The sequence below is a fragment of the Thioclava sp. GXIMD2076 genome (assembly GCF_037949795.1).
GTDB lineage: Bacteria > Pseudomonadota > Alphaproteobacteria > Rhodobacterales > Rhodobacteraceae > Thioclava > Thioclava kandeliae.
In genome coordinates this window covers 2288123-2314068 of the sequence record NZ_CP149932.1, presented here as the reverse complement: position 1 = coordinate 2314068, position 25946 = coordinate 2288123, and the positions used below count along the sequence as shown (strand labels likewise).

General features: G+C 62.1%; 27 protein-coding genes. 15 read left to right on the top strand and 12 right to left on the bottom strand.

What is annotated here, in order from left to right; genetic code table 11:
• Window positions 1-16 precede the first annotated feature (16 nt).
• Window positions 17-721 carry a hypothetical protein gene (locus WDB91_RS11375; RefSeq protein WP_339112673.1) on the bottom strand — a complete coding sequence of 235 codons (705 nt, stop codon included), beginning with the start codon at window positions 719-721 and terminating at the stop codon, window positions 17-19.
• Between the two features lie 3 nt (window positions 722-724).
• Window positions 725-1345, bottom strand: coding sequence for a thiamine phosphate synthase (locus WDB91_RS11370; protein WP_339112672.1), 621 nt, complete (start codon window positions 1343-1345; stop codon window positions 725-727).
• A gap of 129 nt (window positions 1346-1474) precedes the next feature.
• On the opposite strand from WDB91_RS11370, the gene WDB91_RS11365 reads away from it, so the two are divergent.
• From WDB91_RS11365 to WDB91_RS11345, 5 genes are all read left to right on the top strand, one after another.
• A complete protein-coding gene (locus tag WDB91_RS11365) occupies window positions 1475-2242 on the top strand; it encodes an RNA methyltransferase (RefSeq protein WP_339112671.1) in 768 nt (255 codons plus the stop codon).
• 39 nt (window positions 2243-2281) lie between these two features.
• The gene (locus tag WDB91_RS11360; protein ID WP_339112670.1) at window positions 2282-2533 is read left to right on the top strand and encodes a hypothetical protein; all 252 of its coding nucleotides are present in this window, start codon (window positions 2282-2284) and stop codon (window positions 2531-2533) included.
• Window positions 2534-2637: 104 nt separating this feature from the next.
• Window positions 2638-3780, top strand: coding sequence for a heme A synthase (ctaA, locus tag WDB91_RS11355; protein ID WP_339112669.1), 1143 nt, complete (start codon window positions 2638-2640; stop codon window positions 3778-3780).
• A gap of 5 nt (window positions 3781-3785) precedes the next feature.
• A complete protein-coding gene (locus WDB91_RS11350) occupies window positions 3786-5258 on the top strand; it encodes a carboxypeptidase M32 (RefSeq protein ID WP_339112668.1) in 1473 nt (490 codons plus the stop codon).
• A gap of 202 nt (window positions 5259-5460) precedes the next feature.
• Window positions 5461-6915 carry a sugar porter family MFS transporter gene (locus WDB91_RS11345; RefSeq protein WP_339112667.1) on the top strand — a complete coding sequence of 485 codons (1455 nt, stop codon included), beginning with the start codon at window positions 5461-5463 and terminating at the stop codon, window positions 6913-6915.
• A 27-nt stretch (window positions 6916-6942) separates the two neighbouring features.
• Here the strand turns inward: WDB91_RS11345 and WDB91_RS11340 are convergent, their stop codons facing one another.
• The 8 genes from WDB91_RS11340 to queF form a co-directional block, all read right to left on the bottom strand.
• Window positions 6943-8307: a cytochrome P450 gene (locus WDB91_RS11340; protein WP_339112666.1), complete on the bottom strand. Its 1365-nt coding sequence runs from the start codon at window positions 8305-8307 to the stop codon at window positions 6943-6945.
• On the bottom strand, window positions 8304-9536 hold the full coding sequence (locus WDB91_RS11335; RefSeq protein WP_339112665.1) for a hypothetical protein: 1233 nt from the start codon (window positions 9534-9536) through the stop codon (window positions 8304-8306). The genes WDB91_RS11340 and WDB91_RS11335 overlap by 4 nt, the downstream gene beginning before the upstream one ends.
• A gap of 60 nt (window positions 9537-9596) precedes the next feature.
• Window positions 9597-10298: a M48 family metallopeptidase gene (locus WDB91_RS11330; RefSeq protein WP_339112664.1), complete on the bottom strand. Its 702-nt coding sequence runs from the start codon at window positions 10296-10298 to the stop codon at window positions 9597-9599.
• Window positions 10295-10945: a DedA family protein gene (locus WDB91_RS11325; protein ID WP_339112663.1), complete on the bottom strand. Its 651-nt coding sequence runs from the start codon at window positions 10943-10945 to the stop codon at window positions 10295-10297. Before WDB91_RS11325 ends, WDB91_RS11330 begins: the two co-directional genes overlap by 4 nt.
• A complete protein-coding gene (locus WDB91_RS11320) occupies window positions 10942-11310 on the bottom strand; it encodes a hypothetical protein (protein WP_339112662.1) in 369 nt (122 codons plus the stop codon). The genes WDB91_RS11325 and WDB91_RS11320 overlap by 4 nt, the downstream gene beginning before the upstream one ends.
• The gene (locus WDB91_RS11315) at window positions 11307-12488 is read right to left on the bottom strand and encodes a VWA domain-containing protein (protein WP_339112661.1); all 1182 of its coding nucleotides are present in this window, start codon (window positions 12486-12488) and stop codon (window positions 11307-11309) included. The genes WDB91_RS11320 and WDB91_RS11315 overlap by 4 nt, the downstream gene beginning before the upstream one ends.
• Window positions 12489-12601: 113 nt before the next feature.
• On the bottom strand, window positions 12602-13861 hold the full coding sequence (locus WDB91_RS11310; RefSeq protein WP_339112660.1) for a DUF2927 domain-containing protein: 1260 nt from the start codon (window positions 13859-13861) through the stop codon (window positions 12602-12604).
• Window positions 13862-14644: 783 nt separating this feature from the next.
• The gene (gene queF, locus WDB91_RS11305; protein ID WP_339112659.1) at window positions 14645-15109 is read right to left on the bottom strand and encodes a preQ(1) synthase; all 465 of its coding nucleotides are present in this window, start codon (window positions 15107-15109) and stop codon (window positions 14645-14647) included.
• A 207-nt stretch (window positions 15110-15316) separates the two neighbouring features.
• On the opposite strand from queF, the gene WDB91_RS11300 reads away from it, so the two are divergent.
• From WDB91_RS11300 to WDB91_RS11275, 6 genes are all read left to right on the top strand, one after another.
• Window positions 15317-16429 (top strand): Ppx/GppA phosphatase family protein, encoded by a 1113-nt coding sequence (locus tag WDB91_RS11300; RefSeq protein ID WP_339112658.1) that lies wholly within the window; start codon window positions 15317-15319, stop codon window positions 16427-16429.
• Between the two features lie 3 nt (window positions 16430-16432).
• Window positions 16433-17185 (top strand): RlmE family RNA methyltransferase, encoded by a 753-nt coding sequence (locus WDB91_RS11295; protein WP_339112657.1) that lies wholly within the window; start codon window positions 16433-16435, stop codon window positions 17183-17185.
• 118 nt (window positions 17186-17303) lie between these two features.
• Entirely contained in the window at window positions 17304-18275 is a 972-nt protein-coding gene (locus WDB91_RS11290; RefSeq protein ID WP_339112656.1) for a helix-turn-helix domain-containing protein, read from the top strand.
• Between the two features lie 158 nt (window positions 18276-18433).
• Window positions 18434-19963: an aldehyde dehydrogenase gene (gene adh, locus WDB91_RS11285; protein WP_339112655.1), complete on the top strand. Its 1530-nt coding sequence runs from the start codon at window positions 18434-18436 to the stop codon at window positions 19961-19963.
• Window positions 19964-20045: 82 nt separating this feature from the next.
• Window positions 20046-20387 (top strand): DUF779 domain-containing protein, encoded by a 342-nt coding sequence (locus WDB91_RS11280; RefSeq protein ID WP_339112654.1) that lies wholly within the window; start codon window positions 20046-20048, stop codon window positions 20385-20387.
• Between the two features lie 149 nt (window positions 20388-20536).
• The gene (locus WDB91_RS11275; RefSeq protein WP_339112653.1) at window positions 20537-20776 is read left to right on the top strand and encodes a hypothetical protein; all 240 of its coding nucleotides are present in this window, start codon (window positions 20537-20539) and stop codon (window positions 20774-20776) included.
• Between the two features lie 159 nt (window positions 20777-20935).
• Here the strand turns inward: WDB91_RS11275 and WDB91_RS11270 are convergent, their stop codons facing one another.
• Together WDB91_RS11270 and miaA are read right to left on the bottom strand one after the other, a co-directional pair.
• The gene (locus WDB91_RS11270; protein WP_339112652.1) at window positions 20936-21802 is read right to left on the bottom strand and encodes an AraC family transcriptional regulator; all 867 of its coding nucleotides are present in this window, start codon (window positions 21800-21802) and stop codon (window positions 20936-20938) included.
• Window positions 21803-21900: 98 nt separating this feature from the next.
• Window positions 21901-22791, bottom strand: a complete 891-nt coding sequence (miaA, locus tag WDB91_RS11265; protein ID WP_339112651.1) for a tRNA (adenosine(37)-N6)-dimethylallyltransferase MiaA — start codon at window positions 22789-22791, stop codon at window positions 21901-21903.
• Window positions 22792-22924: 133 nt separating this feature from the next.
• On the opposite strand from miaA, the gene pyrH reads away from it, so the two are divergent.
• The 4 genes from pyrH to WDB91_RS11245 all read left to right on the top strand — a co-directional run bounded on the left by pyrH (window position 22925) and on the right by WDB91_RS11245 (window position 25942).
• Window positions 22925-23659: a UMP kinase gene (gene pyrH, locus WDB91_RS11260; protein ID WP_339107381.1), complete on the top strand. Its 735-nt coding sequence runs from the start codon at window positions 22925-22927 to the stop codon at window positions 23657-23659.
• Window positions 23660-23759: 100 nt separating this feature from the next.
• On the top strand, window positions 23760-24323 hold the full coding sequence (gene frr, locus WDB91_RS11255) for a ribosome recycling factor (RefSeq protein ID WP_339112650.1): 564 nt from the start codon (window positions 23760-23762) through the stop codon (window positions 24321-24323).
• Window positions 24324-24467: 144 nt separating this feature from the next.
• Window positions 24468-25151: a polyprenyl diphosphate synthase gene (uppS, locus tag WDB91_RS11250; protein WP_339114513.1), complete on the top strand. Its 684-nt coding sequence runs from the start codon at window positions 24468-24470 to the stop codon at window positions 25149-25151.
• Window positions 25148-25942 carry a phosphatidate cytidylyltransferase gene (locus tag WDB91_RS11245; RefSeq protein ID WP_339112649.1) on the top strand — a complete coding sequence of 265 codons (795 nt, stop codon included), beginning with the start codon at window positions 25148-25150 and terminating at the stop codon, window positions 25940-25942. The genes uppS and WDB91_RS11245 overlap by 4 nt, the downstream gene beginning before the upstream one ends.
• Window positions 25943-25946: the final 4 nt, after the last annotated feature.

Sequence of the window (25946 nt, the reverse complement as noted above, 5' to 3'; positions counted from 1 at the left end):
TTGGGGACGCTGGAGATCAGCTGTAATCGAGAACGCGCAGATCGGCGGCGCGGCCTTCGGTCAGCAGGATACGGCCATTGGGCAGGTCGTTCTCCTCGACGCGGCGCGTGATTTCATCAGCGGGCAAGCCGTATTTCTTCCAGCGGCGCGTGAGGCGGTCGCGGAGTTCGTCTTCGGGCACATGCAGCCGGATCGTAAGATCGAAAAGCGGGAAGAGATCGCGCCAGCCGTCGCGGTTGAGGAGCAGGTAATTGCCCTCGGTGATGATGATGCGCGTCTGTGCTTCGATCTCGCAGCCTGCGGGAATCACCGCATCTGTATCTCGGTCGAAGGTCGGCACGCTCAGCGGCTGGCCGGCCATGCGCGCCTTTTGCAGGAGTGCGGCAAAACCTGTCGTATCGAAGGTTTCGGGTGCGCCCTTGCGCGGACGCAGGCCATGCGCATCGAGCCAGTCATTGGAGCGGTGGAACCCGTCCATCGGCAGGATGGCGGCAGAGGCGGGGGCTTTGGCGTTGAGCGCGTCGCAGATCTCTTGTGCGAGGCGCGATTTTCCCGAGCCCGGCGCGCCCGCCACGGCGATCACCAGACGCTCGCCCTCGAGCTGGCGGATATGGCTCGCCAGATCGGCGCGGTCCACGCGCAGTTCCGAATGCATGAACGCGCCCCAGTCGCCCATCGGACCGTCGCGCTGGATCGTGGTGTCTTCGGTGCGCGTGACCATGGTTCAGCCCATTGCCGCGATGAGCGTGCCGAGGGTCGCCACCGGATCCTCGGTCTTCCAGATCTCGTCGCCGAAGGCGAACCAGTCGGAGACGGGCGCGAATTGCTGGACGAGTTCGATGGTCAGCGCGCCTTCGGCCACCACCGGCACCTCGATCACCTCGGACCACCACTGGAACAGGTCGAATTCGGCGCGTGCGCCGGTGCCGAGCGCGCTCTCGCCGATCGGACCGAAGCAGATGTAATCGGCGCCGGCCTCGCCCGCATTCATGCCGTCATGCCGCTGGGTGCCGCAATAGGCCCCTACGATCGCATCCTCGCCCAGCTCCTTGCGGGCATGGCGCACGGTGCGCGCGCCATCGGTCAGATGCACGCCGTCAAGGCCATGGCGCTCGACCAGATGGATATGGCTGTCGATCACCAATGCCACATCCTTGGCATGGGCGATCTCGCGCATGGCATCGGCGATCCGGCCCAGTTCGGCCTCGTCCTTGGAGGCATGGCACAGGCGGATACAGGCGATGTCATGCGCGTCAAGCACCGCCTTGAGTTTGGGCAGGAACGTCTCCGGCTCGAAGCTCGTGGGCGTCAGCAGGTAGATTTGCGGGCGATCTTCGTCTGCCATGGTATGTCCTTGACTGCATCGGCCCTCATCCCGGGCCGGAAAATGGTTTGTGCCCTCATAGCGCAGGAGCCGCTTGCTTGAAAGAGCTTTGCGATGGGCTTATGGGAGGCGTTGTAAAAGGAGCCCGTGATGATCGATCAAGCCGCCGATACGAAAAATGCCCCGAAGCCCAACCAGCCGCATATGGTTCTGGTGCGTCCGCAGATGGGGGAGAATATCGGTGCGGCCGCCCGGGCCATGCTGAACTTCACGCTCAACAAGATGCGCATCGTCGAGCCGCGCGATGGCTGGCCGAACCCGAAAGCAGTGGCGATGGCCTCTGGCGCGGCGGGGCGTGTGCTGGATCATGCGGGCGTGTTCGACAGCGTGGCAGACGCTGTGGCCGATTGCGATTTCGTCTTTGCGACCACGGCGCGCGGGCGCGAACTGCCCAAGCCCATCTACACGCCCGAGACTGCAATGGTCGAGGCGCATCGCCGCATTCAGGCAGGGCAGAAAGTGGCCGTGCTTTTCGGCCCCGAACGCACGGGTCTGGAGAATGACGATATCATCCGTGCGAATGCCATCATCACCATTCCCACCAATCCCGAATTCTTTTCCCTGAACCTCGGGCAAGCTGTGCTGTTGACCTCCTACGAGTATTCGCGACATATTCTGGAGGCGGAGGAGATTGCTCCGGGGCTGGCGGGCCATGATCCGGCCAGCGCGGGCGATGTCGAGGCATGGGGAGATCACATCGAGGGCCGACTGGAGGAGGCAGGGTTCTTCTACCCGCCGGAGAAGGCGCCGATGATGAAGCGCAATATGCGCAATATGTGGACACGGTTCGCGATGACGCGGTCCGAGGTCCAGACGCTGCACGGGGCGCTCAAGCAGCTTCTGCGCGGCAAGGGGTAAACCGGTCCGGTCTGGGCCGGCACTGGAGGGAGACCGGTGATGGCACAGATAGTTCCGATCCTGCTGCATCCCGCCTTTTGGGCGGTGCTCTGTGTGGCGATGATCGTGCTGGATGCGGGGCTTCATCTGTGGATGTTCCGGCTGGGCCGTCAGGGGCGGCTGCAGGAAATGTTTGACGATCTCTCGCGCTGGCAGTCGAAAGCCCTGCATCTGGGGATGCAGACGGCCGGAAAGCTGATCGTGCTCTTTGGTGGCTGCACGGCGGTAGCGCTCCTGCATCAGGTTCTCTGAGCGCAGGGGCTCACAGCTACGATAGCGGCCGGTGATCGGCGGAATGGTGCTTGAATGCGGCCCGCCACCCGCCTAGTTTGCGCGGCGACTGAAGGAGAGCCTTGATGAGCCAGAAACGCAGCATTTTCGAGGACGTGGCCGATGCCACCCAGACCCGTGCCGAGCCGAAGGGCGGGATGATCGACCGCCAGCCCAAAGGCGCGCGCAAATGGATCCGCGCCTGGCTGATCGTGATCTTCGCGCTTGTGGTGTGCATGATCGCGCTCGGGGGCGCGACACGTCTGACCGATAGCGGGCTGTCGATCACCGAGTGGAAACCGATCTCGGGGGCACTGCCGCCGATGAACGAGACCCAGTGGCAGGCCGAATTCGACAATTACAAACAGATCCCGCAATACGAGCTGGTGAACCCGAATATGACGCTGGAAGGCTTCAAAGGCATCTTCTGGTGGGAATGGGCGCATCGCAACCTTGGCCGTTTGATCGGTATGGTCTGGGCGCTTGGCTTCTTCGGCTTCCTTGTCGCGGGGCGTATTCCCAAGGGATGGGTGCCGAAACTTCTGGGGCTGGGCGCGCTTGGCGGGCTGCAGGGGGCAATCGGCTGGTGGATGGTCCATTCGGGCCTGTCGGGGCAAATGGTCGCCGTGGCCTCCTACCGTTTGGCGACGCATCTGGGCATTGCCTTCATCATCCTTGGCACCATCGCATGGTTCTGCCTGCAGCTCTCGCGCCGCGAGGGCGAACTGTTGCAGGCCCGCCGGATGGGCGAGCGCAAGCTGTTCGGCATGGGCACCGGCGTGATGCATCTGGCCTTTCTGCAGATCCTGCTGGGTGCATTGGTTGCGGGTATCGATGCAGGGCGTGGCTATATCGACTGGCCGTGGATGAACGGACAGTTCTTCCCCTCGGACGCGCTCAATTACCATCCGCTCTGGAAGAACTTCTTCGAGAATCCCGGCATGGTGCAATTCGTGCACCGGATGGTGGCCTATCTGCTGTTCGTCTTCGGGCTGGTTACCGTGCTGAAAGCGCGTAAATCGGCGCATCCCAACACGCGCGGGGCCTTCATGGCGATGGGCGCGATGCTGGTTCTGCAAGTCATCCTCGGGATCGTCACGGTGATGCATGCCGCGCCGATGCCGCTGGGCCTTGCGCACCAGTTCGGGGCTGTGATCTTGTGGGTGCTGATCATCCGTGCACGCTTCCATGCGCGCTATCCGGTGGTGCAATCCGTCAGAGGAGCCTGACCCGTATGACTGCCTATCAAGACCTGCTGTCGCATCTGCGTGAAACCGCAGCCCTCGAGAAGATCGCCCAGCGGCTGTCTTGGGATCAGGAAACGGTGATGCCGCGCGGTGCCGCCGATGACCGCGCGGAAGAGACGGGGGCCCTGGAGGCGATCTTGCATGCGCGGCGCACCGATCCGCGTATATCCGACTGGCTGGCCCGCGCCGAGGCCCGCAACGAGGTGGAAGCGCGTGTGCTGGATATGGCCTCGCGCGACTATAACCGTGCGATGCGTATTCCGGCGCGGCTGGCCTCCGAGCTGGCCCGCCTGACCTCGCTCTCCCAGGGGATCTGGGCCGATGCGCGCGCGGCAGAGGATCCTTCGGCCTTCCTGCCGACGTTTGAAGAGGTCGTGCGGCTCAAACGCGAGGAGGCGCAGGCGCTGTCAGACGGGCGTGACCCCTATGACGCGCTCCTCGAAGCCTACGAGCCCGGCACCTCCGCCAAGGAAATCGGCCGCGTGTTCGACCGGATGCGCCCGCGTTTGGTGGATCTGTGCGAGCGGGTGGCGGGGTCTTCGGTCAAGCCTGCCGCCCTCGATCATGTCTTCCCCGAACAGGCGCAGATGCGGCTCTCGCGGATCTGCGCCTCTGCCTTCGGCTATGACTGGACGCGAGGCCGGATGGATCTGGCGGTGCATCCGTTCTCGACCGGCTCGGGCAATGATGTGCGCATTACCACCCGTGTGGTCGAGCGCGACCCGTTCAATAATATCTACTCGACAATCCACGAGACGGGCCATGCCTGCTACGAACAGGCCATCGATCAGGCCTATAATTTCACGCCGCTCGGCGCGGGTGTGTCGATGGGGGTCCACGAGAGCCAGAGCCGGATCTACGAGAACCAGCTGGGCCGCTCGCGCGCCTTTACCGGCTGGCTCTATCAGCGCATGACCGAGATGTTCGGCGATTTCGGTGTGGCGGATGCAGACGCGTTCTTCGCCACCGCCAACCGTGTGGCGCCCGGCTATATCCGCACCGAGGCCGACGAGCTGCACTACAATCTGCATATCATGATGCGATTCGATCTCGAGCGGGACCTGATCTCGGGCAAGCTGGATGTCATGGATCTGGAAGAGGCATGGAACACCCGTTTCAAGGCCGATTTCGGGCTGGTTGTCGATAAGCCCTCGAACGGGTTCTTGCAGGATGTGCATTGGCCGGTGGGGCTGTTTGGCTATTTCCCGACCTATGCTCTGGGCAATCTCTATGCGGGCTGTCTGATGAAATCGCTCCGCGGGTCCGTGCCTGATCTCGATACATCGCTGGCCGAGGGGCATGCCGCGCCGGCAACCGACTGGCTGCGCGAGAATCTGCAGCGCCATGGGGGGCTACGCGAGCCGGTCGAGACGATCCGCACCGCCTGCGGATTTACCCCTGACGAGACACCGCTTCTGGATTATCTCGAAGAGAAGTTCAGCGCGATCTACGATCTCTGATCCGGCAGGAGCGGGATTTGTAAGAAAATGTAACAACATCGCCCGATAACTGGCGGTGTTGACAGCGTTTTTATCGCTTGAGGCCTCTCTGACCGGGCACTCGCCTTGACCTTTTGAGCTAGCACATCAATTGATGCTCCAAACACCGTGAACGCCCGTGGTGACTGTCTCGGGCACGTATTTGAGGTGGAGGAGGAGTATTATGAACGATAATTCGGACGACGGAGTAATGTCCGGTAAGCTATTGATGATTGCCTGCACCGCAGCGCTTGGCGGTTTCCTGTTTGGCTATGACAGCTCGATCATCAATGGCGCAGTCGACGCCGTGCGCAATGGCTTCGATCTCTCGGCAGCGGCCATTGGCTTTACCGTGTCCTGTGCGCTCTTGGGCGCGATGGCGGGCGCGTGGTATGCGGGGGTCTGCTCCGATAAATTCGGGCGCGTGAAGACGATGATGATCGCCTCGGCGCTTCTGTCGATCTCGGCGCTTGGATCGGGGATCGCATTCGGGCAATGGGATTTGATCCTGTGGCGCTTTGTGGGCGGCATCGGCGTGGGCTTTGCCTCGGTGATCGCGCCTGCCTATATTGCCGAAGTGGCGCCCAAGGACGAGCGGGGCCGGTTGGGCACGATGCAACAGATGGCCATCGTCTCGGGCATCTTCGTGGCACTTCTGGTCAGCGCGGTGGTGGCGCGCGTTGCAGGGAGTGCCGCGGGCACGCTCTGGTTCGGTATGGAAGCTTGGCGCTGGATGTTCCTCTCCGAACTGATCCCTGCGATCCTCTATGGGGTGCTGGCGCTGCGCCTGCCGGAAAGCCCGCGCTATCTGGTCGAGAAGGACCGCACCGAGGAAGCGCGCGGCATTCTGGAAACCATCGTCGGTGTCCGCCGCGAGCGTCTCGACAGCAAGATCTCCAAGATCCGTGAGACCCTGCAACGCGAGGATAGCAAGAGCTTTGCCGATCTGACGGGCGGCGCCTTCCTGTTCCGCCCGATTGTCTGGGTAGGTATCCTGATCGCGGTCTTCCAGCAGCTCGTTGGGATTAACGTTATCTTCTACTATTCGACCACGCTCTGGCAGTCGGTGGGCTTCCAGGAGAGCGACAGCTTCATGATCTCGGTCTTTTCCTCGATCGTGAATATCGTGGCCACCATCATCGCCATCCTGCTGATCGACCGTGTGGGCCGCAAGACGCTGCTTCTATGGGGCTCGGCGCTGATGACTGTGTCGCTCGGGGTGATGGCGCTGGCCTTCAGCCACGCCAATGTGACCGACGGCGCCGTGTCGCTGCCCGATCCGTGGGGGCCTGTGGCGCTGGTCATGGCCAATGTCTTCATCATCGGCTTCGGTGCCAGCTGGGGCCCTGTCATGTGGGTGCTGTTGGGCGAGATGTTCCCCAACAAGATCCGCGGTATGGCGCTGGGTGTGGGCGGTGCAGCCAACTGGCTTGCGAATTTCGTGGTCTCCACGACTTTCCCCGTGCTTTCGGCCATCGGGCTCGATCTGGCTTATAGCCTCTATGCGGGTTTTGCACTGATCTCCTTCTTCATCGTCTGGAAGATGGTGACTGAAACGCGCGGGATGAGCCTTGAGGACATGGTCGAGGGGAAACCTTCGGGCAGGGCGCGACAGGCCGAGCGTGTTGCCGGAGAATAAGGGAGAGCCGCCCCTCGGGGCGGCTTTTTACTGGCGCGGGCTCAGCGTCAGCCAGATGCCGTTGCGGCTGCGCACCGTCAGCTGGGCCGCAGGCTCGGGGATGCGGTCGCAATGGGCCTCGAGCCGGAACCTTTGCAAGATCATCGACAGGATCAGCACGCCCTCGGCCATGGCAAATCCCGCACCGGGGCAGACCCGCGCACCGGCGGAGAACGGAATATAGGCAGAACGTGCGCATGTTTTGCCATTCTCGGTTTCCCAGCGGGCAGGATCGAACCCGTCGGGGTTCTCCCACAGCCCTTCATGCCGGTGCAGATGCCAGGGCGAGATGACAATCTGCGAGCCGGGTTTTACCTCACGCTCGCGGAAGGTCTCGAGGCAGGTGGCCTCACGCACAAACATCGGCACGGGCGGATAGAGCCGCATCGCCTCGCGGAAGACGGCGCGCGAGATCTTGAGCTGTTTGAGCACTCCCATCGGCGGCGCGGCCCCGGTGTCGGGCAGGGTGGCGGCCTCAATGGCCACACGTTCCTGCCACTCGGGATGGGTCGCCAGCAGATAGAGCGCCCAGGCCAGTGCCGAGGCCGACGTCTCATGCCCCGCCAGAAAGAAGATCGCCACCTGATCGACCATCTCGCCGGTGCTCAGCCGCGTGCCTGTCTGCGGGTCTTCCATCGTCATGATCTTGGTGGCCAGATCATCGGGGGCTGTGCCTGCACGGATCGCCTCGGCGCGTCTTCGGGTGAGGGTCTCGATCAGCTGGCGGATCACTCTGGCGGTCTGCAATGTCTTGCGCGAATGCGGGCGCGGCAGCCAGCGCGGCAGCGGCAGAAGGGCCGCCAGATTGACCACCGGAGCCGAATTCTGATGCGCTCGGAAGCTCTCGAAGACGCGGGCCGCCGTCTTGTCCTCGATCGGGACGGAGAACAGCGTGCGGAAGATCACATCCGCCGCGACATGGGAGGTTTCTGGTTCTATATCAATTAGTTCCGAGGTGTTCTTTGCAAGGCGGTTCACGCAGTTACGCCCTGCCTGCCACATATCGGGGAAGCTGTGATGCAGCTTGCCGCCCTCGAAGGCCGGATCGATGATACGGCGCTGGCGGGCCCATGTCTCGCCATTGGTCACAAAGACCGAATTGCGCAGCAAAGGGGCCAGTCCCTCGCGGATACGGTCCGATTTCGGAAAATCGCGCGGACGCTGGCGCAGCACCAGATCCACCAGTTCGGGCGTGTTGCAGAAATAGGAGCGGAAGAAGGGTGTGCGGAATTCGGCCATCTTGGCACGGTAAAGCCGTGCGGGCTGCGCCGAGAGGATGTCCTGCCGGAAGAGCTGGAAATAGCGCCACAAAGATACGCGGTCGGGACGTGGGGCTGGTTTGGGCGGGCTCATGACATAGACCGGTATCGGTTGACCGGCGCGGATAGGCGGCTTGGGGAATGCGCTCGGGCACCATAGCGTTGCGCCAGCGTCAGCGGGCCGGCCGTGATGCGGAAGTAATCGTAATCCTGCACGCGATCAAAGGCGCAGAGATACTGGAAATGGAGCTGGAAATAGCGCCGTCTGTCGGCCTTCCAGCGCTCGGGGCTCAGCGATTGCGAGAAGGCTGCGGAGAAGACCAGCGGTCCGGTCTGCTTCTCGGGTGCGACGCCTGTCACCCCTGCGGGATCGACCAGCGCGAAGGTGCAGCCATCGCCCATCGCGGTGACATCGACCCATGTGAGGCGGCTCGTGGCGCTGAGATCATGCAGGTCGCGCCGGAGCCGCTGCGCACGGGGCAGGAAACTGACCATCGGCACCACATGGCCCAGCGTCAGGAGCGAGAGGGCTGCGCCCGACACAGCGCGCCGGTCGAGCGCGGCCAGAACAGAGATCGCCACATGCGCGCCCGAACTATGGCCCACCACCAGAACCTCGTCCCAATCCTCCTCCAGTGCCTGTGCGATGCGGTCGGCAAAGACCTCGATCCGGTCCTCGAGGGCAGGCGGGTAGGCCCCGTTCCAGCGTGCCGTGAAGGCATAATCATGCATCAGGTAATAGGCATAGAAGCGGTTATCATGCGCACGGAACCAGCGTAGCCCGAAAATCACCACGCCGATTGCGGGCACCAGCGCCAGCCCGTGCAGCGGCCAGGCGGGCGCGATCATGCGGGCCAGAGTGGCAAGCCCCCAATAGAGCGCTCCCGCCGCCGCCATCACAGCGATGAGCTGCACCAAAAGAGCCACTACCGGATAGAGCGCGGCCAGAACCGGCCCGTTGCGTAGCCGCATCAGCCGGAAGAGCGCCCCCGAGCCGATATAGAGAAAGGCAGTGCGCAGCAGCTGCATGTAGGTTGCAAGGATCGACGAGCCCATCGAGCCGCGCACAATATCGGACCATAGCAGCACCTCGACCAACGCCTCGACAGAATGGCCGTCTTGCGTCGAGTGGACCTGCCAGCCGTATTTGCCCCCCTCGCGACTGGCTTTCTGGTGGATCTCGTAGCCCGAGATCCGCGCCTGAGCGGTGCTTTCGCGCCGATACAGTTCGCGGTAGCGGCGCGGCGGGAACGGGTCATAGCCGGGAATATAAAAGACCCGCCGTTTTCCTAGCGGGCGCAAGGGAGTGTCTTGGTGATCCATGGGCCTGTCCGCTTTCCTCACGCCCAGACTACCGCCTGATTCCTGAAAATGTAACAAATTTCACGGCTTCGAGAGGCGTGGTCCGGTCCATTTCGCCACATTCGTGCGGATCACCTCGATCCGCCGGTGGGTCTCGGGATGGGTCAGCAGCCAGGCGGGTGTCATCCGTGGGCCCTGCTGGGTCAGAGCATCGAGTTTCTCGAAAAGGCTGATCTGCGGATCGGCGCTGAAGCCTGCCTTGATCAGAAGGGCTGTGGCAAACTCGTCGGCCTCGTATTCATCCTGCTGGCTGAGCCGCGCGGCCAGCGCCTTGGTCGCCATATTGGCAATTAGCGGCCCGATCACGGGAATCAGGCGCCCCAGAACGGTCGTAAGCAGCATCCGGATCAGGTTCTGGCCCGAAAAGTCGATCATCCGCCGTTTTGAATGACCGAGCGCTACATGCCCCAGCTCGTGCGCCACCACCGAGATCAGCTCCTCGCCCGTGACCTCGCCCGCCTCATAGCGGCGCAGGAATCCGCGCGTCAGGAACACCCGTCCGTCGGGCGCGGCCAGCCCGTTGACCACCGGCGTCTCGTGGATATGGACAGGGATATGGGCCAGTTCCATCGCAGCGGCCAGCCTGTCCACCAGTGCCAGCAGCGCAGGATCACGCAGGCGCGTCGAGTTGCGGTCGAGGCTACGCGCCCCCGACCATGCGGAATATTTCCACATCACAACCGCTACGATAACGGGCAGGAGCAGAACCAGAAGGCGGGTCATTCGCGAAGTGATCCGATCGGTTGGGACGCGGGGGCCTCCGCGCCGGTTTCATCCACCTTACGCCGGACAGAGCGCCAGAGCCAGCGGCCCAGCAAAACGGCTACGGTGGCCGCGGCAATCGTGCCGATCATGCTGCCAGCCAGATCGGCGGCCGCAGACAGATTGGCGCCGAAGAGCATACCGAGCCCGAGATAGAGCGTCACCCAGACCGCCTCACCGGCAATGGACGCCACCCAGAACCTGTGGCGCGGATAACGCGCGGTGCCTGCGGCGAAATTGACATAGGGCCCCAAGGGCGAGAACAACCAGCGAGACAGGAAGATCGCCCAGCCGCCATTGCGGTCGAGACGGGTGATGGCTTTGGCCATCAGGCGGGCGCGCTTGCTCTCCGGTTCGGGCAGACGGCGCGCCAGAAGCCGCCCGATCGCATAGCCGCTGCGGTCTCCGGCCAGCGCACCGCCCAGAGCGGCAGGGGCGAGGCTCCACAGATGCAGATCGCCCGAGGCCACGAAGGCGCCACCGGCCAGCATCACGAGCGAGGCAGGCACCGGCAGCGCGAGGCAGCTGCAGAAGGTGACAAGTGCCACCAGCCACGGTCCCCAGACCGGCAGTAGCAAAAGAAGCTCGTCGGTCAGCTCCTGCGTCATGGGCGTGTATCCTGCGCCGATCTGGCCAAGCCCGATTGCAGGCGGGCGATCAGCTCGTCGACAGGGATCCCCTCGGCACGCGCCAGATCCCGCAGGCGCTGTTTGCGCAGGGGAGATGTGGTGCCCGACAGCTGCAAAAGCGCCTCGACCTGTGATTGTGGGATATCCCATGAGCGCGCGATATAGCGTGGCGTCATCCAGCTTTCGGGGCTGCGCTCGTGATGGTCGGGATCGGCCCAGTAGATTGCACGGTCGATCGTATGCCATGCGAAATTGGCCGTGAGGACGACCGCCAGCAGGAAGACGATCGACAGAAGCCTATGGCGGCACCAGATCCGTTGGCAGCGGCGCAAACGGGTTTTCATGAGAGGGCCTTCGTGGCTCGGGTTATTCCCTCCAATGTGAGAGGAAACATACGGTTATCAAAGATATCGGAGATCATGGCAGTGGATCGGGTATGTTCCCAGTAGCGCTCGGGCGCGGGGTTGAGCCAGATATGGCGCGGCCATTGGCTGCGGGCGCGGCGTAGCCAGACCTCGCCGGTTTCCTCGTTCCAGTGTTCGTTCGCGCCGCCTTTGATGGCGATCTCATAGGGAGACATGGCGGCATCGCCTACAAAGATACAGCGATAATCGGAACCATACTGGTTGAGGATGTCCCAGGTCGGGATCTTGTCGGTGAAGCGGCGGCGGTTTTCGGTCCAGACCTCCTCATAGAGGCAGTTATGGAAGTAGAAATGCCGGAACTGACGAAATTCGGTCTTCAGGGCCGAGAACAGTTCGTCCACCATCGCCACATGCGCATCCATCGATCCGCCGACATCCAGAAACAGAAGAAGTTTCACGCCGTTGCGTCGTTCGGGGCGGGTTTTCACATCGATATAGCCCGCATCCGCCGAGGCGCGGATCGTGTGGTCGAGGTCAAGTTCGGCCTCAGCCCCGTCGCGGACCCATTGCCGGAGCCTGCGCAGCGCGACCTTGATATTGCGCGTCCCCAGTTCGAGACTGTCATCGAAATTCCGGAATTCCCTTCGGTCCCAGACTTTTACAGCCCGTTTTTCGCGGGATCTATCCTGCCCGATCCGCACCCCTTCAGGGTTGTATCCATAGGCGCCAAAAGGCGAGCGCCCCGCAGTGCCCACCCATTTATTGCCCCCTTGATGGCGGGATTTCTGCTTTTCCAGACGCTGGCGCAAGGTCTCCATCAACTGCTCGAAACTGCCCGTTCCCGCGATCTCCGCTTTCTCGGTATCAGTGAGCGTGGTCTCGGCCAGTTTTGTCAGCCAGTCCTGCGGCAGATCAAGGGCTGTTACGACATCTTCTAAAGAAAGTTCCTCAACGCCTTGGAAAATTGTAGAAAACGCCTGATCGAAACGGTCTATATGCGCCTCGTTCTTGACCAGGGAGGATCGCGCGAAGAAATAGAATGCCTCCAGATCATAAAGGCATAGCCCCGTCGTTAACCCTTCAAGAAAGGTCAGGTATTCCCGCAGGGACACAGGCACCTGATGGCGACGTAACTGTGCGAGGAAGGGGTGGAACATTCTGGATCGGTCCTTCTGCCGGTGCCTTAGTCTGGCAGATCCGGTCCGAAAAGCTACCCGTAATGACACCGCCGCCATTTTCATGGCGGCGGTGTCAGGAGCAAGGATAGCCTTCAGTCCGCGAAGGCCAAAATCTGGCTGGAACCGACTGTCTTCTGCGCCTTGGCGCGGATGGTCATCAGCTGGGCCGAGAGTTCACCATTGCCGGACTGGCTGGCATTTAGCAGGCCACGGGTGCTGAGTTGCATGGCCTGTTGCGCACGGCCCGAACCGAGCGCATAGGCGGCAAGCTGCATATCCGTATGGGCGGTCTGCATATAGGCGCGTGGCGTGATGGCGAAATATTCGGAAGCCTGTAGATAGGCCTGCAGGGCCTGATCGGGATTGTTGGGCGACAGCCGGCCCAGAAGATACCACGCAAAGCCCATGCGCGTATCGGTCCAGCCCTGAGCTGCGGCAATCTCGATCGCCTGTTTGGCCGCGGCCTGACGGCCCCGCGCCCCACCTGCACCCATCGCCCGATTGACCGCATTCTCGTAGCTGCGCGGCGTCGGATCGGACAGCACGCGGCTGAACTGGCCACCGGCCGGATTGATGCGCGACAGAACCGAGGGCAGCGCCGACATGACCTCTGGCTGGCTCATGCCCGAGTGGAGCGCCGGATCATACCAAGCGCGCAGGATCGTCATGTCGTGGCGGGTCAGCGTCGAGACGAAATTATCGTCATTCCAGACTGAATCCGGAATACGGTAGAGATCGTTGAGCGGTCCGAGAGCCTGACTAATTTCCTCGTTCAGGCAATCATGCAGCTCCTGAGCGCTGACATCTGCCGGAATGAAGACCGATGCCTGACGGCGCTGCGTCACACGGGTCCAGTCCGAGAGGGCCGTGCGCCGTGTCTTGCGGTAGTCTTCCCAGCTGGCCGCATTGGGCGTCACGAAGCAGGCAACAGCCGGAACGAGGCCCTTCATCTCGCGGCGCGGAACAAATTCGACATTGATCCGGTTGGCATTTCCGGGCTTCGCGGTCACCGGAATACCGGCCTCGCTTTGTAACCGGGAGATCAATGTGCCCAATTCGCTCGGTGCGCGTGGCGGAACATTGCCCTTGAGCGTTACCGAGATCGGTCCCTCGAAGCGCGTGAACTGTGCCAGTGGGCGACCCGATTCCAGCTGGAAGCCAAGCTCCAGAAAATCGGTTGCCAGCTGGCTGTTACCCGCCATACCGGTTGTAGGTGCCCGCTGGATCACTTTCGACGATATATCGTCATGTGATGCCGCAAAGGCCGCGCTGGAGGCGCGTACCGACGGCTTGACCTTTGCCGGCTCGACCGTACAACCGGCCAGAAGCGCGAAGGCGGTTCCCGCAGTCAATCCTGCAAAAACGCGTTTGGTTCTCGTGCCATAAGGCACAGTTTTTGAGTGCAGTGAACACGACCCCTCGTGCTCGACTGCTTTACGCAGATATTGGAACCGCATGGCAGTGCGTTCCCCCGTTGTTTTACCCCACTACACGCTAAAACGTGCATCTTTCTGCGTAAACGTTTCGTTTACGATTGCATAAATATTAAGGCAAATTGGAAGTAAACCTGCCGCATTTATCTCGGTTTTGCCGTGGTTTGAACACGATCTCCGATGGGCGCGGGGTTTTGCGGGAAAGCTGCCAGATTGCTGCCACATTTCCCTCGTTTCGAGGGGCGAAATTTGGGCAAATCAACGGTTTGTTTCTTAAATTTCATATAATTTGTTTGTATCTGCCGCAGTCTTTTTCGGCAGTGCGGCGATTAATATCCTTAATTCATCATAAGCAGGCTCTCATGTTCCTCTCCTGTTCTCAGGAGAGGGCAGAATCACTGGTTGGCATCCCCGCCCGGGACCCGCTGCCACAGGTTCCGGGCGGTGATGGTTGCGCGCTGATGGCGGGGGTGTGGGGTGAATGCCACCGTCAGGCGCTTGACATAGGGAGAGTGTCGATCAGCTAGGTTACGGTATTGTAAATATGCTTATCATAAGTCGATAATTTAGACCCGATTTTCAATTCAAGGTTTAGTCAACTTGGCAAACTGTTGAATTCTAGTATCCGAAGGCACATGGGCAGAACGCAAATGGCGCACCCCGATCAGGGCGCGCCATGGTTTCTAGCTTGCGATATCTTGCTCAGCCGCGACCGCGATAGGGCGGAACACCCTGATCGGGGATCCAGATGCCTTCGGGCTGCGGGCCTGTCTGGAAGAAGACGTCGATCGGGATGCCGCCGCGCGGATACCAGTAGCCGCCGATGCGCAGCCATTCGGGATCCAGCGTCTCGGCCAGACGTTTGCCGATGCCCACGGTGCAGGCCTCGTGGAAATCGCCGTGATTGCGGAACGAACCGAGGAAGAGTTTCAACGATTTCGATTCCACCAGCCAGTCGCGAGGCACATAGTCGATCACCAGATGTGCGAAATCGGGCTGTCCGGTCATCGGGCAGAGCGAGGTGAATTCGGGCGCCACGAAGCGCACCGTATATCCGGTGCCCTTATGCGGATTGGGCACGCGCTCCAGCACCGCCTGATCGGGGGAGGTCGGCAGCTGTGTCTCGCCCCCCAGCTGGGTCAGATGGCTATAGATAGACTCGCTCATGCAATACTCCTTTTCCGGCGGTTCTGTTTCGGGTCGCTGCGCACCTGCCCGAGGCGCGTGAACAGGTCAAGCGTGTTCGGTCAAAACCTGCGTGAGCGTGCCTGCCGCAGCACCGCTCCCCGAGTTGCGCGAAATCGCCCGCGATCCCTTGCACCTTCATAGTGCAAAGTTTAGGTTAGAGATAACTTGAAATCGGAGGGCGTAATCATGGCGCCCAAGCGTCCCAGGGCTGCGGGCGCGTTCCCGACACTATCGGTAGAGCACCCCGTGCGCCCCAGTGCCGATTCCGGCGAGCTTTATGCTGCGCTGGATCTGGGCACTAATAGCTGCCGCATGCTGATCGCCCGTCCGAAGGGCTCTCAGTTCCATGTGGTGGACAGCTTCTCGAAGGCTGTCCAACTCGGTCAGGGGCTCGAAGCCTCCGGCCGGTTGTCCCGGTCTGCCATGGCGCGAACCGTGCAGGCATTGCAGATATGCCGACGCAAGATCGACAAACATCATGTGAAGCGGATGCGGCTCGTCGCCACCGAGGCCTGCAGGCGGGCCAGGAACGCGCGCGATTTCATCCGCTATGTCCGGCGCGAGACCGGATTGCCGCTGGAGATTATTCCGGCGGAAGAGGAGGCGCGCCTTGCGGTGATCTCCTGCGGCTCGCTGGTGCGCCCCAATACCGAGCAGGTGCTGGTGGTCGATATCGGCGGTGGGTCCACGGAGCTGGTCTGGATCGATCTCGAGGATGTGCCGCCCGGTGACCGCGCCCGCGCGATCATGCGACTGGCACAGGGGTTCGACCAGAGTAACCTCCCCGGACCGGCGGCGCGGGTCGTTGACTGGATCTCGGTGCCGCTGGGCGTCGCCACGCTCAAGGACCAGTATGGCGATGTCGAGGATGATGCCGCCCGCTTTGCACTGATGAGCTGGTTTTTCGAGGAGAAACTGGCCGATTTCACCCCCTATGCCTCGGGCAGCCCGCAGGAAGGGTTCCAGATTATCGGCACTTCGGGGACGGTAACCACGGTTGCGGCTTGCCATCTCGGCCTGCGTCGCTATGACCGCAATCGGGTTGACGGGCTGATGATGAACACCACCGAGATCGACGGGGTAATCCGATCCTTCCTGAAACTCGGACCGGACGGCCGCAGGCTCGACCCGCGGATCGGGCGCGACCGTCATTCGCTGATCATGTCGGGGGCTGCGATCTTGCAGGCGCTGATGCGGGTCTGGCCCACCAACCAGCTTTCCGTGGCCGATCGTGGCCTGCGCGAGGGCCTATTATATGCACAGATGGCCGCCGATGGCGTCCTTGAAGAACTGGAGTAAGACATGGTCAAGACACCTACGGGCAAGAATACCTCGGGTCGCGGCCAGCGGGACCTGCGGGTGCGGGTCAAGACCGCGAAGGGCCGCAAGTTGAGCTCCACGCTCTGGCTGGAACGCCAGCTCAACGACCCCTATGTCGTGCGGGCGCGCAAGGAAGGCTATCGCGGGCGCGCGGCCTACAAGATCCTCGAGCTGGACGACAAATACCGCTTCCTCGTGCCGGGCGCGCGGGTCGTCGATCTGGGCTGTGCGCCGGGCGGCTGGTGTCAGGTGGCCGTCAAACGCGTGAACGCGCTTGGCGAGAAATCGGGCAAGAAGGTGGGCACCGTGCTGGGGGTGGACCTGCAGGAGATCGATGCCATCGCGGGCGCCGAGCTGCACCAGCTGGACTTCCTCGAAGAGGGTGCCGATGACAAGGTAAAGGAATGGCTGGGCGGCACTGCGCATGTGGTGATGTCGGATATGGCGGCGGCCTCCTCGGGCCATCAGAACACCGACCACCTGCGCATCATCACGCTGTGCGAGGCCGCGGCCTATTTCGCCTTCGATGTGCTCGAGGAGGGCGGCACTTTCGTGGCCAAGGTTCTGGCGGGCGGGGCCGAGAACGAGCTTCTCACCATCCTCAAGAAGAACTTCACCAAAGTCGCCAATGTGAAACCTCCGGCGTCGCGTTCCGACAGTTCCGAGAAATTCGTGGTGGCCCAAGGCTTCCGTGGTAAGCGCCACGAGGGCGAGGCCGACGACGACGAGGAGTGATCGGCAGGCGCGGATCACCGGTCCTTCCGCGCGATCCGTGTTGAGACAATGTTTGCAATGAAAAGCGCTTCCGTCCTATCCTTGGTGCCAGCAAGGAAGAGAGGGGAGGCTTTTCATTTTGCGTATCGACAGACATCATGCCGGGGAGCGCCATAGCGAGCGCATCCAGTCGGTGATCGCATCCAGCTCCGCCGCCAGCCGTCCGGGCGTGGCCGCAAGTTGGCGACGGTCTTTCATCCATTACAAACTCGATCCCTCGGTCCGACCCGGAGGCGAACGGCTGAGCGCGCGCGAATTGCGGCTTCTGCAGGAAGAGGCGGGGCCGATGATCCGGCTGGCCGAGGCACATCTGGACCGGCTTGCCGCCAATGTGGCCGATGCAGGGTGCAGCGTATTCCTGTCGGATGCGCGCGGCGTGGTGCTGGCCGAACGCATCCGCGCCGCCGATATGGGCGGGTTCCAGTCCTGCAATCTGGTGGCGGGCACCGACTGGTCGGAACAGGCCGAGGGCACCAACGGTATCGGCACCTGTGCCGCCGAGGAACGCCCCGTGACCATCTGGCGCGACGACCATTTCCGCGAGAGCAATACGGCGCTGTGCTGTAGCGGTGCGCCGATCTTCGGGGCATCGGGCGCTCTGGCGGGAGTGATTGATGTCAGTTCCGCCCGCCACACGCTCGATGCGGCCTATGCGCGGCTCTTGGCCTCGAGCGTGCAGGAAACCGCGCGCCGGATCGAGGCCTCGCTGTTCCGGCAGGCCTATGAGGGCGCGCGGATCGTGTCGCTGGCCGAGGAGGGCACCGGTGCGCAGGAGATCGCGCTTCTGGCGCTCGACCGCGACGATCTGGTGATCGGGGCCAATCGTGCGGCGCGCAGGCGGCTCGATCTGGAGGAGGCCCAAATGGGGTCGCTGCCCGCCTCGGACCTTCTGGATGGCGCACCCCGTCAGGGGCTGGCCGATGCGCAGCGCGCCGAGATGGCGCGGGCCCTTGCGCGGACAGGAGGCAATGTGACAGCTGCCGCCCGTGCACTCGGGATCGGACGGGCGACCTTCTATCGCAAGGCCAAGGCCTTGGGGCTGGAGGTCTGAGGGCAGACTTTCTGGCGGTGAACTGTCTCGGTGCTGAGACAGTTCACCTCGTCGCCAGACGCATGGCACCTATGCGGTAGAGGAATATGTGTTAGAGTGGGGGCAGGATGGTCGACCACCAAACGGGCCGACCGGATTTCTTTGGGAGGAGAAAGACAATGGCCAATGATCTAACAGCAGACTTCAAGGGCGTGATGGTCTCGCCGTTCCGCAGCCGCTATGACAACTTCATCGGTGGCACCTTCAAGGCCCCCAATGCGGGCCGCTATTTCGATAATATCACCCCGCTAACCGGTGGCGTGATTGGCGAGATCGCCCGCTCGGATGCCTCCGATGTCAATGATGCGCTCGATGCCGCTCATGCCGCAAAAGAGAGCTGGGGCCACAAAACCTCGCCCGCACAGCGCGCACAGGTGCTTCTGGCGATCGCCGACCGCATGGAAGAGAACCTCGAGTTGCTGGCGACGGCGGAATGCTGGGATAACGGCAAGCCGATCCGCGAGACCCGTGCGGCCGATGTGCCGCTCGCCATCGACCATTTCCGCTATTTCGCCGGTGTGCTGCGCTCGCAGGAGGGCACCATGTCGGAGATCGATGCCGATACGGTCGCCTATCACTTCCACGAGCCGTTGGGTGTTGTGGGCCAGATCATCCCGTGGAACTTCCCGCTTCTGATGGCGGCATGGAAGATGGCGCCGGCGCTGGCGGCAGGCAATTGCATCGTCCTGAAACCCGCCGAGCAGACGCCCGCCACGATCATGGTCTTTGCCGAACTGATCGCCGATATCCTGCCGCCCGGCGTGCTGAATATCGTGAACGGCTTCGGGCTTGAGGCGGGCAAGCCGCTGGCATCGAGCAAGCGCATCTCGAAAATCGCCTTCACCGGCGAGACCTCGACGGGCCGGCTGATCATGCAATATGCCTCGGAAAACCTGATTCCGGTCACGCTGGAACTGGGGGGCAAGTCGCCCAATATCTTCTTCTCCGATGTCTGCCGCGAGGATGATGCTTTCTTCGACAAGGCGATCGAGGGCTTCGTGCTGTTCGCACTCAATCAGGGTGAAGTCTGCACCTGCCCCTCGCGGGCGCTCATCCAGGAGGATATCTACGAGGAGTTCATGGAACGTGCCATCAAGCGCACGCAGGCCATCATTCAGGGCGACCCGCGCGATGCCGCCACCATGATCGGGGCACAGGCCTCGGCCGAGCAGAAAGAGAAGATCCTGTCCTATATGGAGATCGGCCGCAAGGAGGGCGCCGAGGTGCTGACCGGCGGCGGGGCGGCACAGATGTCGGGCGAGCTGGCAAACGGCTACTACATCCAGCCCACCATCCTGCGCGGCCATAACAAGATGCGGGTCTTCCAGGAGGAGATCTTCGGGCCGGTTGTGTCGGTGACGACCTTCAAGGATGCCGATGATGCGCTCGAGATCGCCAATGACACGCTCTACGGGCTCGGTGCGGGCGTGTGGTCGCGCGATGCCAATACCTGCTACCGCTTCGGTCGCAAAATTCAGGCCGGCCGTGTCTGGGTCAATAACTATCATGCCTATCCGGCCCATGCGGCCTTCGGGGGCTATAAGCAATCGGGTATCGGGCGCGAGACCCATAAGATGATGCTCGATCACTACCAGCAGACCAAGAACATGCTGGTCAGCTATAACCCCAACAAGTTGGGCTTCTTCTAACGAGTTAGGATGTAACGAGTGGGGATCGCCCGACCCGCGAGGGGCGGGCGATTTTCGTCAGGGGGCATGAGAGGAGGAAGCGATGACAAAGGTTACAGCCACCGAGGTGGCACTGGCATTTCTCGAAGAGATCGTGGCCGATCACGGGCCGGTTCTGTTCCATCAATCGGGCGGGTGCTGTGATGGCTCGGCGCCCATGTGCTATCCGCAGGGCGAGTTCCGGATCGGCGAGAATGACGTGAAACTCGGCGAGATCGGCGGCATGCCTGTCTATATCTCGGGCGCGCAGTATGAGGTCTGGAAACATACCGACATCACCATCGACGCGATCCCGGGGCTGGGGGGCGGCCAGTTCTCGCTCGATAACGGGCGGCCTTTGCGCTTCCTGACACGCTCGGAGATTTGCGACCTGCCCGAGAGCTAGGCAGTTCCTGCCCAAATTGCACGCTTGGCGGGAAGTGCCCTGTTATAAATCAGGACTGGGGTGTATTTTGTTAAATTACTGTTAACTCTTTCATGTAATCTCGTAAGCATGGGCGGTAGGAAGCTGCCTATGCAGATGGGAGGAAGTGAATGTACCAGTCCCGTATTGTTGCGCCGGGTTTGGGGTCAGATGTGCTGGCCCGGGCGAGAACTGGTTTGGAAACATCCTGCTGTGATTATGTGCCGCAATCGGTGAGTGATCATGGTCGCGCGATGAAATTTATCGATACACATAAGTCCCGTATTCTACAGACCGATGCACAGGTCCGACCGATGCGTAGCCGTATCACCGCCGAGCTGGATTGTATCAGGGCTGCCAACGGTTACTGAGCGGCATTCCCGCAAGAGTGGATCCTGATCCTGCACCAAAGGCCATGGGCGCATATGGTCTCCGCCTGCGAAGGGTCGGGACAGGCTCCTATGTGATGAACTCTCCCCGAGCTTTTCAAACTGCAGCCGTGTCGTTTACCCAAGGACGGGTGCCCAGCCTCAATGACCCGATTGGCGGAATTTACTGGGGGTCGAGCCGGTCTGCGCGAGAAAGTTGCGCGAGAAGTAGGTCTGGCTGCGAAAGCCGAGCCGCGCGGCAATCTCCTTGATCGGCATCTGGGTATCCAGCAATAGCCTTCGTGCCTCGTAGAGGCGGCGTTCCTGCAGCAGATCGGAGGCTGGCCGCCCGCAGGCATCCCGGCAGACACGCGACAGATGGGTGGGCGTGACCCGCAATTGGCGGGCATAATCCGAAACGGTTTGGCTCGAGCGGAAATCACGTTCCACCAGCGCGGTGAAGCGGTTCACCAGCTTGCGCGCGTTTTTGGGGGGCAGGCTGTCTTGCGGTGCAACGGCTATTTGGCGTTCCAGCCAGACCGAGATCAGCCCCATCTGGAACTCCGCCGCCCTGTCCGAGCCGATCCTTGGTTGGCTGCTCTCGCGGTTGAGTGCCTCAAGAAGAGCGGTCAGCTCGCTTTGCGCGGTGGCCTCCCTGACCCGCAGATGCTGCGGATTGGCCGGCAGGGTCGGGTCATGATCGCGCCCGAAGAACAGCACGAGCCCTTGGGTGTTGGCCCCGAGTTCGAGGCCGTGCATCACGCCTGCTGGCAGGAAGATCGCATTATGGACCCCGTAACCCCGTTGCACGCCGCCCACCGTGACGCGGCCCTGACCGCGGGTGATCCAGTAGAGACAGGGCTCGGACAGGGCCCGCATCGCCTCCATCCGCCAGCGCCCGCCCTGGGCCAGATGCTGGATCGTGTCCAGCCGATGGGCAGGGCCTGTCTGTGGGGGCAGGGTGTCGGGGGCACCTCGTTGGGAAAACGGTGCGGAAGTCAGCAACAACTTAGAGGAAAAGACGGCCATTCGAAAACTCCGAGCACTCGGATATACCCCACATGCCGGAGCGTAAGGCGGGTGCGGGCTTTGACCAAGTGTTTTTTGCGAATGCAGCGAGCGCGGGTTCAGGGCCGCTCTATCTTGTGCCAGTCCTTCATGCGGGCACGAAACCATGTGCGCTGCCGTTTGGCATATTGGCGCGAGGCCGCCTGTGCGCGCGCGCGCGCTTCCGCCAGAGTGGCGCGACTCAGCAGATAGTCGACCAGTTCCGGCGCACCGATCGCCTTTGCCCAGAGCGCGTCACGGTCCCAGACAGGTAGCACCGCCCGCGTTTCCTCGAGCGCGCCCTGTTCCAGCATTAGATCGAAGCGGCGGTCGATCCGCTCGGCCAGCCAGTCGCGCTCGGCATCGATCACGAAACAACTTGCCTGATCGCGCGGCAGAAGGGCCGGTGGCGTCTCGTCCTGCCATGCGGCCAGCCCGCGCCCCGTGGCCCGTAGCACCTCCCATGCGCGCTGCACCCGCACGGGGTTCAACCTGTCCACGCGCGCGGCGCTGGCGGCATCCAGTTCGGCAAGGAGCGCGGCATGTCCCTCGGTCTCGCGCCGCCGGTTGGCCTCGGCTCGGATCGCCTCGGGCGTGGGAGGAATCTCGGCCAGCCCCTCGGTCAGCGCACTCAGATAGAGCCCCGTGCCGCCCACGATGATCGGACGCGGCCCGCCCGCCTGATGGGCGGCCAGAATATCCCCGACCTCGCGCAACCAGTGGCCTACCGAATAGCTCTCGCCACAGTGTTTATGGCCGTAAAGCAGATGCGGGGCCTGTGCCTCTTCCTCGGGCGAGGGGCGCGCGGACAGTACCCGCCAGCAGTCCCAGATCTGGAGAGCATCCGCATTGACCACCACTCCGCCCTGCGCCTGCGCGATCTGGAGCGCAAGCGCCGATTTGCCGCTCGCCGTCGCGCCGCCGATCACGACGGGCCGCGATGGGTCGAGATTTTCCAGGATATCGCGCATCTGCTGCCTTCCGTCTCTAGCTTCGCCAACCCCATCGACCAAATATCGCCGAAAGATCATTTCCCGAGTTGAACCCGACGCGCATTTGCGACATTTTGCGCACCGATGACAACTGACAAATGAGGAACCCGAGATGTCTGCGGACCAACACCCGGCAGCGAAGTATAAACGTGTCCTCTTGAAAATCTCGGGTGAGGCCCTGATGGGCGACCAGGGCTACGGCCTGCACCCGCCAACCGTTGCCCGCATCGCCAGCGAAGTGAAATCCGTCCATGATCTGGGCGTCGAGATCTGCATGGTAATCGGTGGCGGCAACATCTTCCGCGGTCTGGCCGGCAGCGCGCAGGGCATGGAACGGACCACGGCCGACTATATGGGCATGCTCGCTACCGTGATGAACGCGCTCGGCATGCAGGCACAGCTCGAGGCGCTCGGCATCCATACCCGCGTGATTTCCGCCATCCCGATGGACGAGGTCTGCGAGCCCTATATCCGCCGTCGTGCCGTTCGCCATCTCGAGAAGAAGCGCATCTGTATCTTTGCGGCAGGCACCGGCAACCCGTATTTCACCACCGATACGGCCGCGACCCTGCGCGCCAACGAGATGAATTGCGAAGCGATCTTCATGGGCAAGAACGGCGTCGACGGGGTCTATGACAAGGATCCGAAGAAATTCGATGATGCCAAGCGCTATGATCATGTGACTTATGACGAGGTGCTGCAGAAGAACCTCAAGGTGATGGATGCCTCGGCCATCGCGCTTGCACGCGACAATAACCTGCCGATCATCGTCTTCCCGCTCGACGAACCGGGCGGGTTCAAAGGAATTCTGGCAGGTCAGGGCACCTATACGCGCGTTCAGGGCTGAGACATCAGTCTTGAAAAGCGACGGGCCGCTTGGCCTATACAAGCGGCGCTTTGCGCGCTAGACACTGTTCAAGCAAGATAAAGAAGCAGACGGAGACGACATGTCTGACGATTTCGAAATCGACACCGATGATCTGGAGCGCCGCATGGAAGGCGCAATGGGTGCGCTGAAAACCGAATTTGCCTCGCTGCGCACCGGCCGTGCGGCAGGTTCCATGCTCGATCCGATCACGGTGGATGCCTATGGTCAGGCAACGCCGATCAACCAGCTGGGCACCGTCAACGTGCCCGAGCCGCGTATGGTCACCATCAATGTGTGGGACAAGGGCATGGTCGGCAAGGTCGAGAAGGCCATCCGCGAGTCCGGTCTGGGGATCAACCCGCAGCTCAACGGCACCATCATCATGCTGCCGATCCCCGAGCTGAACGAGGAACGCCGCCGCGAGCTGACCAAGGTTGCCGCCTCCTACGCCGAATCCGCGCGTGTGGCCGTGCGTAACGTGCGCCGCGATGGTATGGACCAGATCAAGAAAGCCAAGAGCAATGGCATGTCGGAAGACGATGTGAAGCTCTGGGAAGGCGAGGTTCAGGATCTCACCAACAAATACACCGCCATGGTCGACAAGGCGCTTGAGACCAAGCAAGCCGAGATTATGCAAGTCTAAGCACTCGACGAGAGTGCCGTGCGAAAGGCGGCCCAAATGGCGCTGAACAGGCGAAAACAGGGCAAGGCTCTCTTGGGGTCCAAGCCGTCCGATCCGGTGCAGGAAGGCGATGTCGATTATGGTGTGCGCCATATCGCCATCATCATGGACGGGAACGGGCGTTGGGCCAAGAACCGTGGCTGGCCGCGTCTGGCCGGTCACCGCAGAGGCGCGGAGCGGATCAAGGAAATCACCAAGATCTGCCCGACGCTCGGCGTGCGCTACCTGACCGTCTATGCGTTCTCGACCGAGAACTGGAAACGCTCGACCGAAGAGGTTCTGGGGCTGATGGCCATTTTCTCGCGCTATATCGAGAAAGAGGCTGACAGCCTGTCCGCGCTCGGTGTGCGGATGCGCTTTATCGGCGCGCGCGGGCGGCTTGATGGCAAGCTGGCCAAGTTGATGGCGAGTATCGAGGAGCGCACCAAGCATAACGAGCGGCTGACGATGACCGTGGCCATCAATTATGGTGGCCGTCACGAGCTGGGTCGTGCCGCGGCCCAGATGGCGCGCGATTTTGCCGCCGGTCTTATCACCGAGGAAGAGCTGAATGCGGAGGCAGAGGCGGCGCTCGAGGCGCGGCTCGATACCGCAGGGCTCCCTGATCCGGATCTGGTGATCCGCACTTCGGGCGAGACACGGACCTCGAACTTCCTGCCATGGCAGGCCGCCTATGCGGAATACGAATTTACCCAAACCCTCTGGCCTGATTTCAGCCCTGACGAGCTGGAAGATATTCTGGCACGGTTCGGCAATCGTGAGCGGCGGTTTGGCGGAGTGAAAACATGACAGCAGCAACCGGACGCTGGGGAGACCTGCGCAAGCGGGTCGCATCGGCCATTGTAATGGCGGTGATCGGTGCCGTGGCGATCGGATGGGGCGGGCTCGCCTTCAAGGCGCTGGCCTGTATTGTGACGGGGTTGATGATCTGGGAGCTGTCGGCGATGACCGCGCCCGACCGCTCCACGCGGGCGATCCTGCTGGGGCTCATTGCGGCGGGCACGCTCTCGCTGATCCTGATCATGCATTCGCCCTTCTATCTGCCGCTTCTGATCCTGCCGCCCATCGCCGGTCTCTGGCGTCCGCGCCGCGACCGGCGCTTCTTCACCCTCTATGCTTTGGCGATCATGCTGACGGGCTACGGACTTGTGGCGCTGCGCGAGGGGCAGGGCGTGGGCGCGATCACATGGATTATTTGTGTGGTCGTGGTGTCGGATGTGCTGGGCTATTTCGTGGGCCGCATGGTCGGCGGGCCGAAATTCTGGCCCAAGATCAGCCCCAAGAAAACCTGGTCGGGCACGGTGGCCGGCTGGATCGGCGCGCTTATCCTGGGCTTTGTCTTCACCCGTATCGGCGGCGGCACGGCGCTGATCTGGATGTCGCCGCTTCTGGCCTTTGCCGGACAGCTGGGTGATATTTTCGAGAGCTGGCTGAAGCGACGCTCGGCGGTCAAGGACAGCTCCTCGCTGATCCCCGGCCATGGCGGCGTTCTGGACCGGTTCGATGCGCTGATCGGTGTGGTGCTGGTGCTTCTCATTCTTGCACAATTCGGAGAGCTGCCGCTGACGGCAGCCGGTTAAATCA